This window comes from Gluconacetobacter entanii (assembly GCF_003206495.1).
GTDB classification, from domain to species: domain Bacteria; phylum Pseudomonadota; class Alphaproteobacteria; order Acetobacterales; family Acetobacteraceae; genus Novacetimonas; species Novacetimonas entanii.
The window spans coordinates 1-15,060 of sequence record NZ_NKUF01000024.1 but is presented as its reverse complement, the minus strand read 5'-3'; the positions used below and the strand labels follow the sequence as shown (position 1 = coordinate 15,060).

Here is a 15,060-nt window from a genome sequence, read left to right as displayed (position 1 = left end):
CGTTACGGGGACGTCAGGACACCTGCGGCCCTGCCTTGTATATCACGGGACTTACGACTGCATGCTTTCAAACATACTTGCCGCGATGCTGCCACTCATCGTGGTGTTTTCCCTTGGTTACCGGGCAGGCTGGCATAAGGATTTCGATGGGGAGCAGGTCTCCACCCTCAACCGGATGGTCATGCTGTATGCGTTCCCGCTGAACCTGTTCGTGGGCATCACCAGGACGCCACGCGCAATCCTGGCGCAGCAGGTGCCTCTTGCGGCCTGTGTCTTCCTGCTGATGTGCGGCAGTTTTGTCGTGGCCTATCTGATGTCGCGGCATGTGTTCCGGCGTGATGCGTCGGGTGCGACGCTGCAGGGACTGGCGATTGGCGCGCCGTCCGTCCCCTTCATCGGTTCGGCCATGCTGCCGCCACTGATCGGGCATAGCAGCGCCACCGTCGCCATTTCGGCCGCGGTGTTTGCCATGGTGATGGTGCAGACACCGCTCTGTTTCATGCTGCTGGCAAAGAATGCAAGTGCGGGGATCGCGGCCCCGCCGGGGATCCGCAGGCAGATCATCTCCTCGCTGGAGGAACCGATCGTCTGGGCGCCGATCGCGGCGACGATGCTGGTGGTGATGGATATGCATCTTCCCGGGGCGCTGCTGGACTCGCTCGGCCTGCTTGGCAATGCGGCGGCGGGTGTGGCGCTGTTTGCGTCGGGGATCGTGCTGTTTGCACAGCGTGTATCCATCACACTGCCCGTCGTCATGACGGTGGCCGCGCGCAACATCCTCGTGCCTGCGGTCTCGTGGGGGATCATGGTGCTGATCGGCATGTCACACGAGACGATCCGTGCGGCGGTGCTCGCGCTGTCCATTCCGGTTGGCACCGTGATGGTGATCCTGGCCGTCCGCTTCAGGGTTGATGAGCGTGAGGCCGCATCGACCCTGTTCCTCAGCGCGGTCCTGTCGGTCCTGACGATGACGTTCTTCATCGCCTGCACGGAATGAGGCCCGTATCATCGCTGGCGTCATTGTAAAGTTTTCGCGCCTACTGATACCCCGCCGCCTGCAGTGCAAACAGTTCGGCATAGCGCCCGCCATGGGCCAGCAGTTCGTCATGCGTGCCGGATTCCAGCACCTGCCCATGTTCCAGCACCACGATGCGGTCCGCAGTCCGCACGGTCGAAAAACGGTGGGAAATCACCAGCGCGGCCTTGCCATGGCGCAGGGCGCGCATGCGTTCAAAGACATCGGCCTCCGCCCGCGCATCAAGCGCGGATGTCGGCTCATCAAGGATCAGCAGGTCGGCATCGCGCATATAGGCGCGTGAAATGGCGATCTTCTGCCACTCCCCACCGGACAGGTCGCGTCCTTTCGCCACCCGTTTGCCAAGGGGCTGGTCGTATCCCAGCGGCAGTTTTTCAACCACCCCATCGGCCAGTCCTTCGCGCGCGGCGGCCGTGATCCGCGCGGAATCCGACAGCGCCCCGATACGCCCGACGGCGATATTTTCCGCCGCCGTCAGGCTATAGCGGACAAAATCCTGAAAAATGACCCCGATATGGGCGCGCAGGTCATCAAGGTCCATGTCGCGCAACGACACGCCATCGACCGTGATCTCTCCCTCATCGGGATCGTACAGGCGTGTCAGCAGCTTGACGATGGTCGTCTTGCCCGCGCCATTTTCCCCCACCAGCGCCACCGTTTCCCCCGCCGCGATGCGCAGGTCCAGATGCCGCAGCGCCCAGCGGTCCGTGCCCGGATACCGGAACCCGACATCGTGAAAGCGGATGCCGTGGCGGATCGGCGATGGAAACGGGCGTGTCGCAACCGGGGACATGATGACCGGGCGCAGGTCGAGAAAGGCGAAGAAATCATCAAGATACTGCGCCTGTCCCGCCGTCTGCGTAATGCCGAGCAGCAGACTGGACAGCAGGCCATGCAGCCGCAGGAACGATCCCGACAGGAACGTGAGGTCCCCGACCGAGAACTGCCCGCGCACCGTGTCATGCACGATCACGACATAGACACCGTAATAGGTCACGGACCCGATGGCGGCGAACAGGCTGCTCCACCCAAAACGGCGCACGGCAAGCCTGCGGTTCTGTTCAAGGACGGTGGCCGCCGCCGCGCGGAAACGCTCCACAAGGAAACCGCCCAGCCAGAACAGCTTGATTTCCTTGGCATGTTCCGCACTGGCCCCGATGCTGCGCAGATATTCCATTTCCCGCCGTTCCGCGGTTTTCGCCCGCATCAGGCGATAGGCCTCGGCATTGAAGCGGGCCTCCCCGGCAGCAGCGGGCAGCAGGCCGACAATCAGGATCAGGACCATCCACGGGGCAAAGGCGACAACGCCGATGACCAGCGTGATGGCCGTCAGCGCCGTCTGGCCGATATTGAACAGTTGCACCAGCAGGTTGTTGCGCCCCGATGCCTGCCGGCGGGCACGTTCCAGCAGGTCCTGCAGTTCGCTGGATTCAAACTGCGCAAGGTCCAGCGTCGCTGCATGTTCCATCAGCGCAATACTGACGGCGTTGATATAGCGTTCGTTCAGCAGGCCATCGACAAGGGCCACCGCACGCGATGTCAGGTCCGACAGGATGATCAGCCCGAATTCCACCGCCAGCCAGAGTTCCAGATGATCCGCCCCCGCACGGTCCCGTGCATGTCCGCCGAGATGTATGACCCCATCGACAATCAGTTTCGCGACATAAAGTGCGAGCGGTGGCTGGATCGCCTGTATCAGGCGCAGTCCCATGCTGGCCAGTGTCAGGGCAGGGCTGCATTGCCACAACTGCCGGAACATGCGCGGAAGGTGGCCGTACACCCCGAAACGCCGCGACAGCCATGTGCGCCATGATGGACCTGCATCGGACCGATGCGTTCGGGAGGCAGACTTATCAGGCAAGACCGGTTTTCCATGAACGTGACAGAAAGGACGGCCCGCATGACCGTCCGGGGCAGGGGGTAAGGGAAGGGGAAGGCATTATTCCCGCGCATCGGCGATTGTGGGGTAATCCGCCACCGGACGACAGCCATCGGGCGTGTTTTCGCGCAGGAAACGGGCGAATGCGCGGAATGCGTCCTCCCTCGGGTCTGATGCGCGCCAGACAAGGCCGATGGTGCGTTGCGCATCCGCAAGGGGCGTGGTGGTGATCAGGTCCTCCCACTCCCCGCGATGACGCAGGGCAAGGCGGGGAATCAGCGAATATCCTTCGCCCGCGCCGATCATATGCCACAGCATTTCCAGACTGGTGGCAAGGCGCTGTCGGTCGTGATGCGCAGGCATGCCGCACAGGGCCAGCGCCTGATCGCGCAGGCAATGTCCTTCTTCAAGCAGCAGCAGGTCCGGCCCGTCAAGGTCGCCCATCGCAAGCGTCTGGCGGTGCGCAAGCGGGTGGCTGGCGGGAAAGGCGGCGACAAACGGCTCTTCAAAAATTGGTGCGTAATGGAGGGCTTCATGACTGACCGGCAGGGCGGCGAAGACAAGGTCAAGTTCGTCATGACGCAGCATCCGCAGCATGGGAAGCGTCTGGCTGTCGGTCAGTTGCAGCCTGAGTTGCGGATAGGCATGGCGCAGCAGCGGCAACAGGCTTGGCACGTAATAGGGACCAAGCGTGGCGATGACACCAATGCGCAGCATGCCTTCGAGCGGGCCTGCCTGCACGCGCGCGGCCTCGATCATGGCGCGGGCGGCGGCAATCACCTCGCGCCCCAGCGCGATCAGGCGCGCGCCCTGCGGGGTGGGGGCGACATGGCGGCGGGTGCGTTCGAACAGGACCACGCCAAGCAGGGTTTCAAGCTTGCGCACCTGCTCCGACAGGCCACCCTGGCTGACGCCACAGCGTTCCGCCGCACGGGAGAAGTTGCGCAGGTCGTCCACCGCGACAACATATTCAATGTCCCGCAGCGACAGGCCGGAAAGGGGAATATAGCTCATGTGTATAGGTATAACGGATTCCTGAGGAGGGATTGAAAGGTTCTGCCTATCAGAGCTATCAGAACAAACAGTTTCCGCGTCATCCGTGTTCGTGGGACAACATGACCTGTCATCAACTGACAAGCGAAAGCGAGGAGCATTTCACATGGCACGCATCAATTCGCCCCTGAAGCCTTTCAAGGCCGACGCCTTCCACAATGGCAAGTTCATCACGGTGACCGATGCCGATGTTAAGGGCAAATGGTCCGTTTTCTTCTTCTATCCGGCCGACTTCACGTTCGTCTGCCCGACGGAGCTTGAGGACCTGGCCGACAACTATGCCGCGTTCCAGAAGCTTGGTGTGGAAATCTACTCGGTCTCGACCGACAAGCATTTCACGCACAAGGCATGGCATGACACCTCGCCGGCCATCAGCAAGATCAAGTACGTGATGATCGGTGACCCGACCGGGCATCTCGCACGCAATTTCGATGTGCTGATCGAGGACGCCGGCCTTGCCGAGCGTGGCACCTTCCTGATCGATCCGGAAGGCAGGATCCAGTATATCGAGATCACGGCAGGCGGCGTCGGCCGCAGCGCGAGCGAACTCCTCGGCAAGATCGAGGCCGCGCAGTATGTCGCCTCCCACCCGGGCGAAGTGTGCCCCGCGAAGTGGAAGGAAGGCAGCGCGACCCTGACCCCGTCGCTGGATCTCGTCGGCAAGATCTGATCGCAGGTCCGTGGTCCGGCCCCTTTGCGGGTCGGGCCACCGTACCCACCTTTTCGGAAAAAGCGGAGTTCTTTCCCATGTTGCAGGACACCATCAAGGCGCAACTCAAGGGGTATCTGGCGACCCTGGCCCATCCGGTCGTGCTGGAGGCCTCGCTTGATGACAGCGCCCCATCGCGTGAGATGCATGAACTGCTGCACGAGGTCGCCGCCCTTTCCGACAAGGTGCAGGTGTCGGAGCAGGGCGTGGCCACACGCCGCCCTTCCTTCGTCATCCGTCGGGCGGATGCCACCGGGCAAGGCATGGCGGGCGTGACCTTCGCGGCCATCCCGATGGGCCATGAATTCACGTCCTTCGTGCTGGCGTTGCTGCAGGTTGGTGGACATGCGCCGAAATTTTCGGATGACGTGATCGCGCAGATCCGCGCCATGCCGGGAAAATACGCGTTCGAGACCTACGTCTCGCTGTCATGCCAGAACTGCCCCGACGTGGTGCAGGCGCTCAACGCCATGAGCGTACTCAATCCCAACATCCACAACACCACCATTGACGGCGCACTGTTCCAGGATGAGGTGACGGCGCGCAACATCATGTCCGTGCCGCAGGTCTACCTCAATGGCGAGCCGTTCGAAACCGGGCGCGCGGATGTTGAGCAGATCCTTGCGAAGCTGGATGCGGACGCGCCCCGGCGCATGGCGGAGACGCTGAAAAATGTCGCGCCCTTTGACGTACTCATCATTGGCGGCGGGCCGGCGGGGGCTTCTGCCGCCGTCTATGCCGCGCGCAAGGGCGTGCGCACCGGCATCGTGGTGGAGCGCTTTGGCGGGCAGGTGATGGATACGGACGGGATCGAGAATTTCATCTCGGTCAAGGAAACCGACGGCCCGAAACTGTCCGCAGCGCTCGAGGCCCATGTCCGGCAGTATGATGTCGATGTGATCTCCTCCCAGCGTGCGCAGGAACTGTTCCCCGCGGCACAACCGGGCGGCCTGCATGGCGTGGCGCTGGAAAGCGGGGCGATCCTGCATGCCCGCACGGTCATCATCGCCACAGGCGCGCACTGGCGTCACCTCGGCGTGCCAGGGGAGGAGGAATATCGCAATAGGGGCGTGGCCTACTGCCCGCATTGCGATGGTCCGTTCTACAAGGGCAAGCGCGTTGCGGTAGCGGGCGGGGGCAATAGTGGCGTCGAGGCCGCGATCGACCTTGCCGGGATTGTCGCGCATGTCACGCTGCTGCAACGAGGATCGCACCTGAAGGCCGACAAGGTACTGCAGGACAAGCTGTACAGCATGCCCAACGTCACGGTCCTGACAGAGGCGCTGACCACCCGGATCGAAGGCAACGGTAAAAATGTCACCGGCCTGACCTATCGCGGGGGGGATGGCGCGGATCACCATCTGGATCTGGAAGGGGTGTTCGTGCAGATCGGCCTGCTGCCCAATACCGGATGGCTGAAAGGCACCGTAAAGCTGAGCGATTTTGGCGAGATCGTCGTCAATGACCATGGCGCGACGTCCATTCCGGGCATCTTTGCGGCCGGGGATGCCACGACAACGCCGTACAAGCAGATCGTCATTGCCATCGGTGATGGTGCGAAGGCCGCGCTTTCGGCCTTTGATTACCTGATCCGCGTCCCTGCCGCCGGGGAAAAGCATGTCGCTGCCATGGAAACCGCGGCAAAGTAATCAAAAATCTTCACCAGACGCCGCCTTCTTTCACGAAGGCGGCGTTTCTGCATTCAGCCCTGAAGCCGGGTCACAAGCAACTGGTTAATGCGGAATCCTTCGACATCGACCACTTCGAAGCGGAAGCGCGCCGTGTCCACCCGGTCGGCCTTGCGCGCCATGCGGCGCAGGCGGTGCATGACAAAGCCGCCGATGGTGTCAAAGGGACCGGCTTCGTCAAGGTCCGTGGCGTCGAGTTCACGGCGCACATCCTCGATCGAGGCCGCACCGTCGATCAGCCATGAATTGGCATCACGCCGGACGATCAACTGCTCCTCGAACGGGTTTGCGACCCCTCCCATCAGGGCGCCCATGATGTCCTTGAACGTGATCAGGCCCACCACAAGCCCGTATTCGTTCACGACAAGGGCAAAGCCGACCCCATGGGTGTCGAACTGCGCCAGCGTGTCCCACAGGTTGATCGTCTCCGGCACCGACAGGACATCGCGCCGCACCCCGAAATCCACCCTGTCGTCAGGAGAGGCCACGCCGGAGGCCGGGACACGGTCCACCACGGCGGCCAGCACGTCTTCCGCCCGGATGGACCCCACAACGTTGTCGAGGCCGCCATTGCACAGGGGGTAGCGGGAATAGGGCTTGGCGCGCACCTTGGCCTTCTGCTCCTCCAGGCTTTCCTGCAGGTCGAGGAACACGATCTCGTCACGCGGCGTCATGGCCGATGTGATGGAACGGTCCTGCAGTCCCAGCACGTTCTGGATCATCTGGTGTTCCTGCTCCAGCAGGACGCCCGATGCGGTGCCTGCGGCAAGGATCGCGCGCAGGTCCTCCGGGGTTACGGGTTCGACCGCCGATGCGGCGGGGATTTTCATCGCCCGCAGGATCGCATCCGACATCTTGGAAAACACCCAGACAAGGGGATAGAGCAGTTTCAGCGCCATGGCCGGGAACCACCCGACCGCAAGGGCGACCTTGTCCGGGGCGTTCATCGCGACGCGCTTGGGGATCAGGTCGGCAAACAGCACGAACATGCCGGTCACGAGGAAGAAGCCCACCGTTGCGGCCAGGGTCTGGGCCGTGGCTTCGCCCAGGTGCCATGCCATGAACCCCTGCGTCAGGGACGGGGCGAGCATTTCCGAACTGATGATCCCGCCCAGCACCCCCACACCGTTGAGGCATATCTGCAGGACCGTCATGACCTGCCCGCTATTGCGGCGCAGGCGCAGGAAGGCGGTGGCGCGTTCATCGCCCGCATCCGCGCGTGAGCGGAGCCGGACATCACGCGCGGCCGCGAACGATATTTCCGAAAGTGAAATAAAAATATTGAGTGCGACCAGAAGAACAAGAGAAATCAGGCCGGATAGAAACAGAATCACAAGGGCACCTGTTAAGAGACAACGCCCCCAAAGTAGCACGAAACCCACAAGACATGGATATATTTTAAAAAACATACATACGCCATGTAAGTATGTTTTTTATAAATAATAACGGACATAATTTTTCATGCGGGCCAGATGCGGCCCGCATGGAACGCTACCTGACCGACAGGGCGGACAGGTTCGGCCCGGTCAGGTTGTCTTCGGGATCCTCGCCACGGGTACGGGGCGCGGGGACATCGCCAACCGCGCGGGCCTGATGCAGGCCGGAATACTGCAATGGCCCCACGGAGGGCAGCCGGTTCGGCGCAGGCAGCAGGGAGGCATCCCATCCCCCGCCACAGGCCCGGATCAGCCCGACCTGCGCCTGAAGGTAGCGCGTCTGCACCTCGACCTGCTGTATGCGTGCCTCCAGCGTGCTGACCTGTGCGATCAGGACATCGAGATAGGCGGCAAGGCCCCCCTTGTACAGGTTCATCGTGATGTCCTGCGTCTGGCTTGCCGCGCCCACGGCGGCCCGCAGGCGGGCGTTTTCGCCATCCAGCCGCTTCGTGCGTGACAGCCCGTCCTCCACATCGCGGAAGGCCGTCAGCACCGTCATGCGGTAATGATCGCGTGTCTCGCGATAGGCCGACCAGCTTTGCTGCAACTGCGCACGCCGCAGCCCACCTTCAAACACCGGAAGCGTGGCCGTGGCGCCATAGGTCCACATGCTGTTGGCGAGATTGGCGAGGTTGAAGCCGTTATCACCAAAACCCCCATCCATCCGGAAGGAGACATGGGGATAGAACGCCGCACGCGCGATGCCGATGGCCCGGTTGGCCTGCGCCATCTGGCGTTCTGCCATGGCGACGTCTGGACGGCGTTCAAGCAGTTCGGACGGCAGCCCGGGCGATACGGCAAGCCGGTTTGCGTTCAGGTGGCTGTCGGCGGCAAGGTGGAAGGAAGACGGCGCGACATTGACCAGCACGGCAATGGCATGCTCCATCACCTCACGCTGCGCCTGGATGTCGAGCAGATGCGCCTGTGTGGTGTAAAGCTGGTTTTCCGCGCGCGCCACGTCGAGGCGCGAGGCCGCCTGGTCCTGCAGGCGCGTACGCGTCACGCGCAGGGAGTCCTCGTAGTACCGGATTGACTGGGTATAGATATCGGCCTGCGCATCAAGTCCGCGCAGGGTGAAATAATCGCTGGCCAGTTCCGCCTGCAGGCTCAGCCGGGCGGAGGCGTATTCGGCGGCCTGTTCCTGCGCGTAATCCTTCTGCAGTCGGACGCGGTTGCGGATGGAGGACCAGAAATCCGGTTCCCACGAGGCCATGCCGCCATAGAATTCATCGGAATCCGTGATCGGCCCCTTGTAGCGGAACAGCCGTTCGGCCGAACTCTTGTTGTTGCTGCCGCCAAAGGCGATCCCGAAATGGGGCAGCAGGTCGGACCGGGCCTCGCTGACGACGGCGCGGGCCTGCATGAAGCGTTCGGACGCCGCCTGCAGGTCCCCGTTATGCGCCGTGGCCTCGGCCTCCAGCGCATCAAGGCGGGGATCGGCAAACCCCTTCCACCAGTCCGCGCGGACGCTGTCATCCATCGGATGCGCGGGCGCGAAGGGGGCCTGCCCCTGCCATGTCGTCGGGATGACGTAATGTGGCGTGTGATAGGCGGTGGCAAGGTCGCATCCCGCCAGCAGCAGCATGGAGGCCACGCAGGCCACGCGCAGCGTCGGGGCAGGACGAATGGCGCGCTTCATCATTCATCGTCCTTTTCAGAGACGTCGTTGCTGTATCCGGCGGCAGGCGGGACGACATGGACCTTTTCCCCCTCCAGCAGATCGGCGGGGGGATTGTCGATGATCCGGTCGCCTGTCGAGACGCCGGAGAGTACCTGCGTGGCCCCGTCCCCCATGCGCCCCACCGTGATGTCGCGGAAATGCGCGGTGTCGTGGCTGTCCACGACCGCGACCTGCATGCCGTGTTCCTGAAACACCAGCGCCCCCGTGGGGATGCTGAGGTGGCCTGACTGTTCCGGCGCGCTCAGCGTCACGGCGGCAAAGGTGCCCGGCCACAGGGCATTGTCCTTGTTATCGATCACGAATTCGCTGACGCTGGTCCGTGTATCAGGGTCATACCCGCCGGAAACCGTCAGGAATTTCCCCTCGAACACGCGATCGGGGAACTGCGGCACGCGCACGCTGGCCTGCAGGCCAGGCTGAAGGATGTAGGACATGTTTTCAGGGATGGAGACGAACAGCCGCATCTGGTGCGTGTCCGCCACGCTGAACAGTTCGCTGGCCCCGCCATTGGCGTTGAGGTTGCCGCCGCCTTCATGCACGTAATCGCCCACATTGATGTCGCGCTCCGTCACCACGCCACTGAAGGGGGCGACGATGACCTTGAACCTCTCAAGGGCGGCGTAACGGTCAAGGTTATGGCGCGCGGCCTCAAGGTCGGCGGCGGCCGATTTCTCGTTGGCATCCTGTACGGACACCGACTGGCCGGAGACCGCCTGCGACCGGCCCATCAGGCGCCAGCGCTGCGCCGTGACGACGGCGAGGTCGTATTTCGCCTGTGACGACTGCAGGTCGGCCTGCGCCTGCGCGAACTGCGCATCAAGGCCGGGCGTATTGATTTCGGCCAGCACGTCGCCTGCGGCAACACGTGCGCCATAATCCTTGTACCACATGCGCACATAGCCCGAAGCCTGCGGATAGATCGGGGCCTGGTACCAGGCCTCCACCGTACCGTGGAGTTCGAGGCTGACATGCCGTGCCTCGTGGCGGGGGGAGATCACCATCACGTCGGGAATGGCGGCCTCACGCGCGGTACGGCGCAGGGCGGCGGCATGGTGGATGCGCTCCCCCACAAGGTAGCCGCACCATCCCATGATGACGACACTTCCGGCCACCAGCAGCATTTTTTTCGATTTTCCGATCGACATCACTTCGGCTCCTCCCGGTGGCGGGACGGACGGTTATGCAGGATTGCGTAAACACACGGCACGAACAGCAAGGTGGACACCGTCGCCACCAGCAGGCCGCCAATGACGGCACGGCCCAGTGGCGCGTTCTGCGAATTGCTCATGGCCATCGGCACCATGCCGATCACCATCGCCAGCGCGGTCATCAGGACCGGGCGGATGCGGCCGTACCCTGCCTCCACCGCCGCGCGCAGGGCATTGCCATGTTCCTCGATCCGTTCGCGTGCGAAGGAGACGACAAGGATGGAATTGGCGGTGGCCGTGCCCATGCACATGATGGCCCCCGTCAGCGCGGGCACCGACAGGCGGGTATGGGTCAGGAACAGCGCCCATGCGATGCCGGCCAGCGCGCCGGGCAGGGCGGTGATGATGATGAACGGGTCAAGCCACGACTGGAAGTTCACCACGATCAGCAGGTAGATAAGCAGCACCGACACCACCAGTCCGAACACCAGTTCCACATAGGAATGGCGCATGGTTTCGGTCTGCCCCCGGATGGTCACGGCGGCGGTAGAGGGGACCATGCGTTCCGTCTGCTGCAGGACGCGGCGCACGCCTGTTGTCACCTGCCCCAGGTCCGCGCCTTCGGCCGAGACGTAGATATCGACTTCGGGCATGGAATTGAAATGCGACACCTGTCCCGGCGTGCCGGTGGCGGTAACGTTGCTGATACCACCGAGCAACTGCATGTGCCGTCCCTGCGGGTCGCCATCGCCCTTGTCCACCGGAATGGTCATCAGGTTGCTGAAATGCGTCAACTGGTCCTGCGAGACATAGACGTTCAGCGGAAAGGTGATCCCGGTCTGCGGATCCAGCCAGTATTGTGGATCGACCGTCTGGCTGCCCGACAGGGTCATCAGTTCATTGTTCGCCAGGTCGGCCTCCGTCATGCCGGTCGCCTGGCCGAAGGTGCGGTTGCCCTGCACGAACAGGGTCGGCGTCTTCATGGTCTGCTGGATCACCACGTCGGCGGTTCCCGGCACCGCGCGCAGGCGATTGACCAGTTTGCGGGCATAGTCGTAATTGTCGCGCAGGTCCGGTCCGGAAATCTGCACGTCGATCGGCGCGGGGGAGCCGAAATTGAGGATCCGCGCCGTAAGGTCCGCAGGCTGGAACGTGAAGACCGTGCCGGGAAAGCGCGCCGACAGGTCACGGCGCAGGACGGCGCGGTAATCCCATACGGGCGTTTCCTCGTCCTTCAGGGCGATCGTGATGTCACAGTCCTGCGTGCCGATGGTGGGGGTGGGGATGAAGGCCTGGTTATGCGCACCCTCGGGCAGGCCGCAATTCTCGATCATCGTGTCCACGCGGTCTGGGAAAAGCTGGTTGATGCGATCCTCCACCAGCGAGGCCTCGCGGCCTGCGACCTCGATACGGGTGCCAAGGGGCGCGCGCATGTGCATCTGGATCGTGCCGGACTTCGTCTCGGGGAAGAAGTCGCGCCCGGCGACAAGGTACAGCGCCATCGAACAGACGGAGACGCCCAGGAAGGCCCCGACGAACGGCCGCCTGCGCGCGATCGCCCAGCGTAGCAGGCCAGCATAGCGTTCGCGGAAGGTATTGAACCCGCGTTCAAACGCCTGCTGGAAACGTTCGGGCAGGCGCTGGGGGTATTGCAGCTTATGATGCTGGGGTTCGCAGTGGTGTGAATCCCCATGTCCCGCAACGCTGTGCCCGGCCAGCAGGTATTTCGCCATGGTCGGCACCAGCGTGCGCGACAGGATGAAGGACGCGATCATGGCGAAGATGATCGCCTCGGCCATCGGCATGAACAGCCAACCCGCAACCCCGCTCAGCCCGAACAGCGGCAGCCAGACGATGCAGATGCAGGTGGTGGCGACAAAGGTTGGGATGACGATCTGGTTGGCCGCGTCGATGATCGCAAGTTCCAGTTCCTTTCCCATCTCCAGATGGGCGTCGATATTCTCGATCATGACGGTGGCGTCATCGACGAGGATCCCGACCGCGAGCGCAAGCCCGCCGAGCGTCATGACATTGATCGTCTGCCCCGCCCAGTGAAGGCCGATGATCGCGCACAGGATCGCCAGCGGGATGGAAGTCGCGATGATGACGGTCGGCCGCCACGAACCGAGGAACAGCAGCACGACCATGCCCGTCAGGCACGCCGCCGTCAGCATTTCACGCACGACGTCGAAAATGGAATCCTTAACAAAGACAGAGGCATCGCCAAGGATGCTGACCTTGACATCCGGTGGCAGCAGTTTCTGTATCCGTGGCAGCAGCGCCTTGGCCCCGGCGACGACATCGAGCGTCGAGGCATCGCCACTTTTCATGACGACGATTTCAACGCCCTGCTTGCCCTTGACCAGCACAAGGTTGGTCTGCGGATGGCCGCCGCGATAGACCTCGGCCACGTCATGGACATAGATGACAGCATTGCCCACCCGCTTGACGGGAATATCGCCCAGTTCCTTCATCGAACGCGGCGTGGCGTTGGTCTGCACCATCCAGTCCGTGGCGGAGATTTTCTGGTCCCCTGCCGGCAGGACGATATTCTGGCCGCGCAGGGCATTCTGCACATCCATGGCCGACAGGTGATGCGCCTGCAACTGCTGCTGGTTCAGCGCGACCATGACAAAGCTGTCCATCCCGCCATAGGCCTGCGGCACCACCGCGCCCGGCACGGTCACCAGCAAGGGACGCACGCGGATCATCGCCAGCTTGAACAGGTCGGACGGCGTCTGCCGGTCCGACGTGACCTGCAGCGTCAGCACGGGCACGGACGATGCATCGAGGCTCATGACCATCGGGGCGGGGATGTTTTCAGGAAGCTGCTTGATCACCGTCTGGGAAATGGCGGTGACTTCGGCTTCGGCCTTGCCGATGTCCGTTCCGGGCTGGAAGTATATGTTGACGATGCCGCGGCCGTAATACGAACTGCTTTCCATATGTTCGATGCCCTCGACGGTCGAGGTCACCATCAGTTCGTAATTATAGATGATACGACCGGCGAATTCTTCCGGCAGCATCCCGCCATAGGTCCAGACAACGGACACCACGGGGATGCGGATGTTCGGGAACACGTCCGTCGGCGTGCGCAATACCGACATGATGCCAAAGACCACGATAAGGATCGACAGCACCACGAAGGTATAGGGCCGACGTAGTGCGGTAACTACGATGGCATTCATGGGATATGTATTTCATGCGTGGAAACAAACCCTGCACGCGCGGATGTCGTGCGGACATCGCGCCGGGTTCATTTCTGGTTCTGGTCCCCGGTCATTCCTGACCGCATGCGAATACGAAAGGTTAGGACAGACAGGCCATATCTGTGGAAAGTGACATGCGTGTACACTCCGGCAGGGTCGGCAGAAGATGCCTGACATGGTTTCATGGGGTAATGACCTGCGTGGTAGATACAGGGTTTTTTACAAAGTATGAATGGAAAATGTTTAAAATATTTTTTTAATACCTAAAAAATTTTCATTATTACTTATAATACATGATATTCTTTTTAAGAAACTTCCTGACTGTAACGGATCCGTGAAGCAGGGCCTGTCCTGCCGGGACAGGGCATGCCCGCCATGCCATGGGACCGGAGATCGCGGCGGGACAGGGGGACCAAGGCTCGACAGGTGGGCAGCAGCATGGCAAGAAACCGCAAAATCCCCTGATCGACCCATCCTGATGTGGTCACGGCCCCGCGTAAGCCCCGTTTTTCCTTGCGCCTTGAATGTTCGCGATGCCCTGCGGCATGATGAATGCGGACATGAGGAGAGTGTATGAAGCCCGACGCCACTGAGGACCTGCCCAAACCCGGCCTGCGTGAGCGCAAGCAGGGACGCATCCGCGCCACCCTGATTGCCGAGGCGATGCACCTGTTTTCCGAGCAGGGATACGACCAGACGACGGTGGATGAAATCGCCGATGCCGCCAAGGTTTCGCGACGCACGCTGTTTCGCATGTTCGAGACCAAGGGGGACATCGTCCTTGCCTGGACGCGCGGCATGACCCAGAGCCTGAGCGACGCGCTGGCTTCATGTCCTGCCGACATGCATCCCGCCGATGCGATGATGCATGCCTTCACCGCGCTGGTGCCCCAGATCGCGGAAAACCGGAAAGACACCTATGCGTTCGTGTTCCTGATTGAAAAGACGCCCTCCCTGCGGACGGTCAGTTTCCAGAAATACGCCAAGTGGGAGGACTGCCTTGCCGACGGGCTTGCGAAACGTATTTCCGACCGCAAAAACCGCCGCAACGCCGCCCGCCTGATGGCGCGGGGTGGCATTGCCATCTTCCGTACGGCTCTGGACGAATGGATACGCCTGAAGGGGGTCGTTTGCGGGAGGGGGCGAAATCCTACGCTAAGCTGAGAACGCGCTTCCCATAATCCCTGAGCTCGCCCTTCGGTCCGACATATCTGTATAGAG

Annotated in this window: 10 protein-coding genes; 4 read left to right on the top strand and 6 right to left on the bottom strand. The window is 62.3% G+C overall.

The features are described from left to right. The first annotated feature begins 61 nt into the window (after positions 1-61). A complete protein-coding gene (locus CFR72_RS10890; protein WP_110913974.1) occupies positions 62-997 on the top strand; it encodes an AEC family transporter in 936 nt (311 codons plus the stop codon). A 40-nt stretch (positions 998-1,037) separates the two neighbouring features. On the opposite strand, the gene CFR72_RS10885 is transcribed toward CFR72_RS10890, so the two are convergent. Further along, entirely contained in the window at positions 1,038-2,897 is a 1,860-nt protein-coding gene (locus CFR72_RS10885; protein ID WP_110913973.1) for an ABC transporter ATP-binding protein, read from the bottom strand. A 78-nt stretch (positions 2,898-2,975) separates the two neighbouring features. Then, positions 2,976-3,929 carry a hydrogen peroxide-inducible genes activator gene (locus tag CFR72_RS10880; protein WP_110913972.1) on the bottom strand — a complete coding sequence of 318 codons (954 nt, stop codon included), beginning with the start codon at positions 3,927-3,929 and terminating at the stop codon, positions 2,976-2,978. Positions 3,930-4,074: 145 nt separating this feature from the next. Here CFR72_RS10880 and ahpC point away from each other — a divergent pair, with 145 nt between their 5' ends. Together ahpC and ahpF are read left to right on the top strand one after the other, a co-directional pair. Then, on the top strand, positions 4,075-4,638 hold the full coding sequence (ahpC, locus tag CFR72_RS10875; RefSeq protein ID WP_110913971.1) for an alkyl hydroperoxide reductase subunit C: 564 nt from the start codon (positions 4,075-4,077) through the stop codon (positions 4,636-4,638). Between the two features lie 77 nt (positions 4,639-4,715). Continuing rightward, on the top strand, positions 4,716-6,326 hold the full coding sequence (gene ahpF, locus CFR72_RS10870; RefSeq protein WP_110913970.1) for an alkyl hydroperoxide reductase subunit F: 1,611 nt from the start codon (positions 4,716-4,718) through the stop codon (positions 6,324-6,326). A 53-nt stretch (positions 6,327-6,379) separates the two neighbouring features. Here the strand turns inward: ahpF and CFR72_RS10865 are convergent, their stop codons facing one another. The 4 genes from CFR72_RS10865 to CFR72_RS10850 all read right to left on the bottom strand — a co-directional run bounded on the left by CFR72_RS10865 (position 6,380) and on the right by CFR72_RS10850 (position 13,818). Continuing rightward, the gene (locus CFR72_RS10865) at positions 6,380-7,699 is read right to left on the bottom strand and encodes a hemolysin family protein (protein WP_110913969.1); all 1,320 of its coding nucleotides are present in this window, start codon (positions 7,697-7,699) and stop codon (positions 6,380-6,382) included. 157 nt (positions 7,700-7,856) lie between these two features. Beyond that, positions 7,857-9,443, bottom strand: a complete 1,587-nt coding sequence (locus CFR72_RS10860; protein ID WP_110913968.1) for an efflux transporter outer membrane subunit — start codon at positions 9,441-9,443, stop codon at positions 7,857-7,859. Then, positions 9,440-10,627 (bottom strand): efflux RND transporter periplasmic adaptor subunit, encoded by a 1,188-nt coding sequence (locus CFR72_RS10855; protein ID WP_110913967.1) that lies wholly within the window; start codon positions 10,625-10,627, stop codon positions 9,440-9,442. Before CFR72_RS10855 ends, CFR72_RS10860 begins: the two co-directional genes overlap by 4 nt. After that, positions 10,627-13,818 carry an efflux RND transporter permease subunit gene (locus CFR72_RS10850; protein ID WP_110913966.1) on the bottom strand — a complete coding sequence of 1,064 codons (3,192 nt, stop codon included), beginning with the start codon at positions 13,816-13,818 and terminating at the stop codon, positions 10,627-10,629. The genes CFR72_RS10855 and CFR72_RS10850 overlap by 1 nt, the downstream gene beginning before the upstream one ends. A gap of 594 nt (positions 13,819-14,412) precedes the next feature. Here CFR72_RS10850 and CFR72_RS10845 point away from each other — a divergent pair. Continuing rightward, positions 14,413-15,003, top strand: a complete 591-nt coding sequence (locus CFR72_RS10845; protein WP_110913965.1) for a TetR/AcrR family transcriptional regulator — start codon at positions 14,413-14,415, stop codon at positions 15,001-15,003. Positions 15,004-15,060 lie beyond the last annotated feature (57 nt).

Excerpts from the sequence above, each read along its gene's own strand:
- CFR72_RS10890 (WP_110913974.1), top strand. The coding sequence starts at position 62 with ATGCTTTCAAACATACTTGCCGCGATGCTGCCACTCATCGTGGTGTTT.
- CFR72_RS10880 (WP_110913972.1), bottom strand. The coding sequence starts at position 3,929 with ATGAGCTATATTCCCCTTTCCGGCCTGTCGCTGCGGGACATTGAATAT.
- ahpC (WP_110913971.1), top strand. The coding sequence starts at position 4,075 with ATGGCACGCATCAATTCGCCCCTGAAGCCTTTCAAGGCCGACGCCTTC.
- ahpF (WP_110913970.1), top strand. The coding sequence starts at position 4,716 with ATGTTGCAGGACACCATCAAGGCGCAACTCAAGGGGTATCTGGCGACC.
- CFR72_RS10860 (WP_110913968.1), bottom strand. The coding sequence starts at position 9,443 with ATGATGAAGCGCGCCATTCGTCCTGCCCCGACGCTGCGCGTGGCCTGC.
- CFR72_RS10855 (WP_110913967.1), bottom strand. The coding sequence starts at position 10,627 with ATGTCGATCGGAAAATCGAAAAAAATGCTGCTGGTGGCCGGAAGTGTC.
- CFR72_RS10850 (WP_110913966.1), bottom strand. The coding sequence starts at position 13,818 with ATGAATGCCATCGTAGTTACCGCACTACGTCGGCCCTATACCTTCGTG.
- CFR72_RS10845 (WP_110913965.1), top strand. The coding sequence starts at position 14,413 with ATGAAGCCCGACGCCACTGAGGACCTGCCCAAACCCGGCCTGCGTGAG.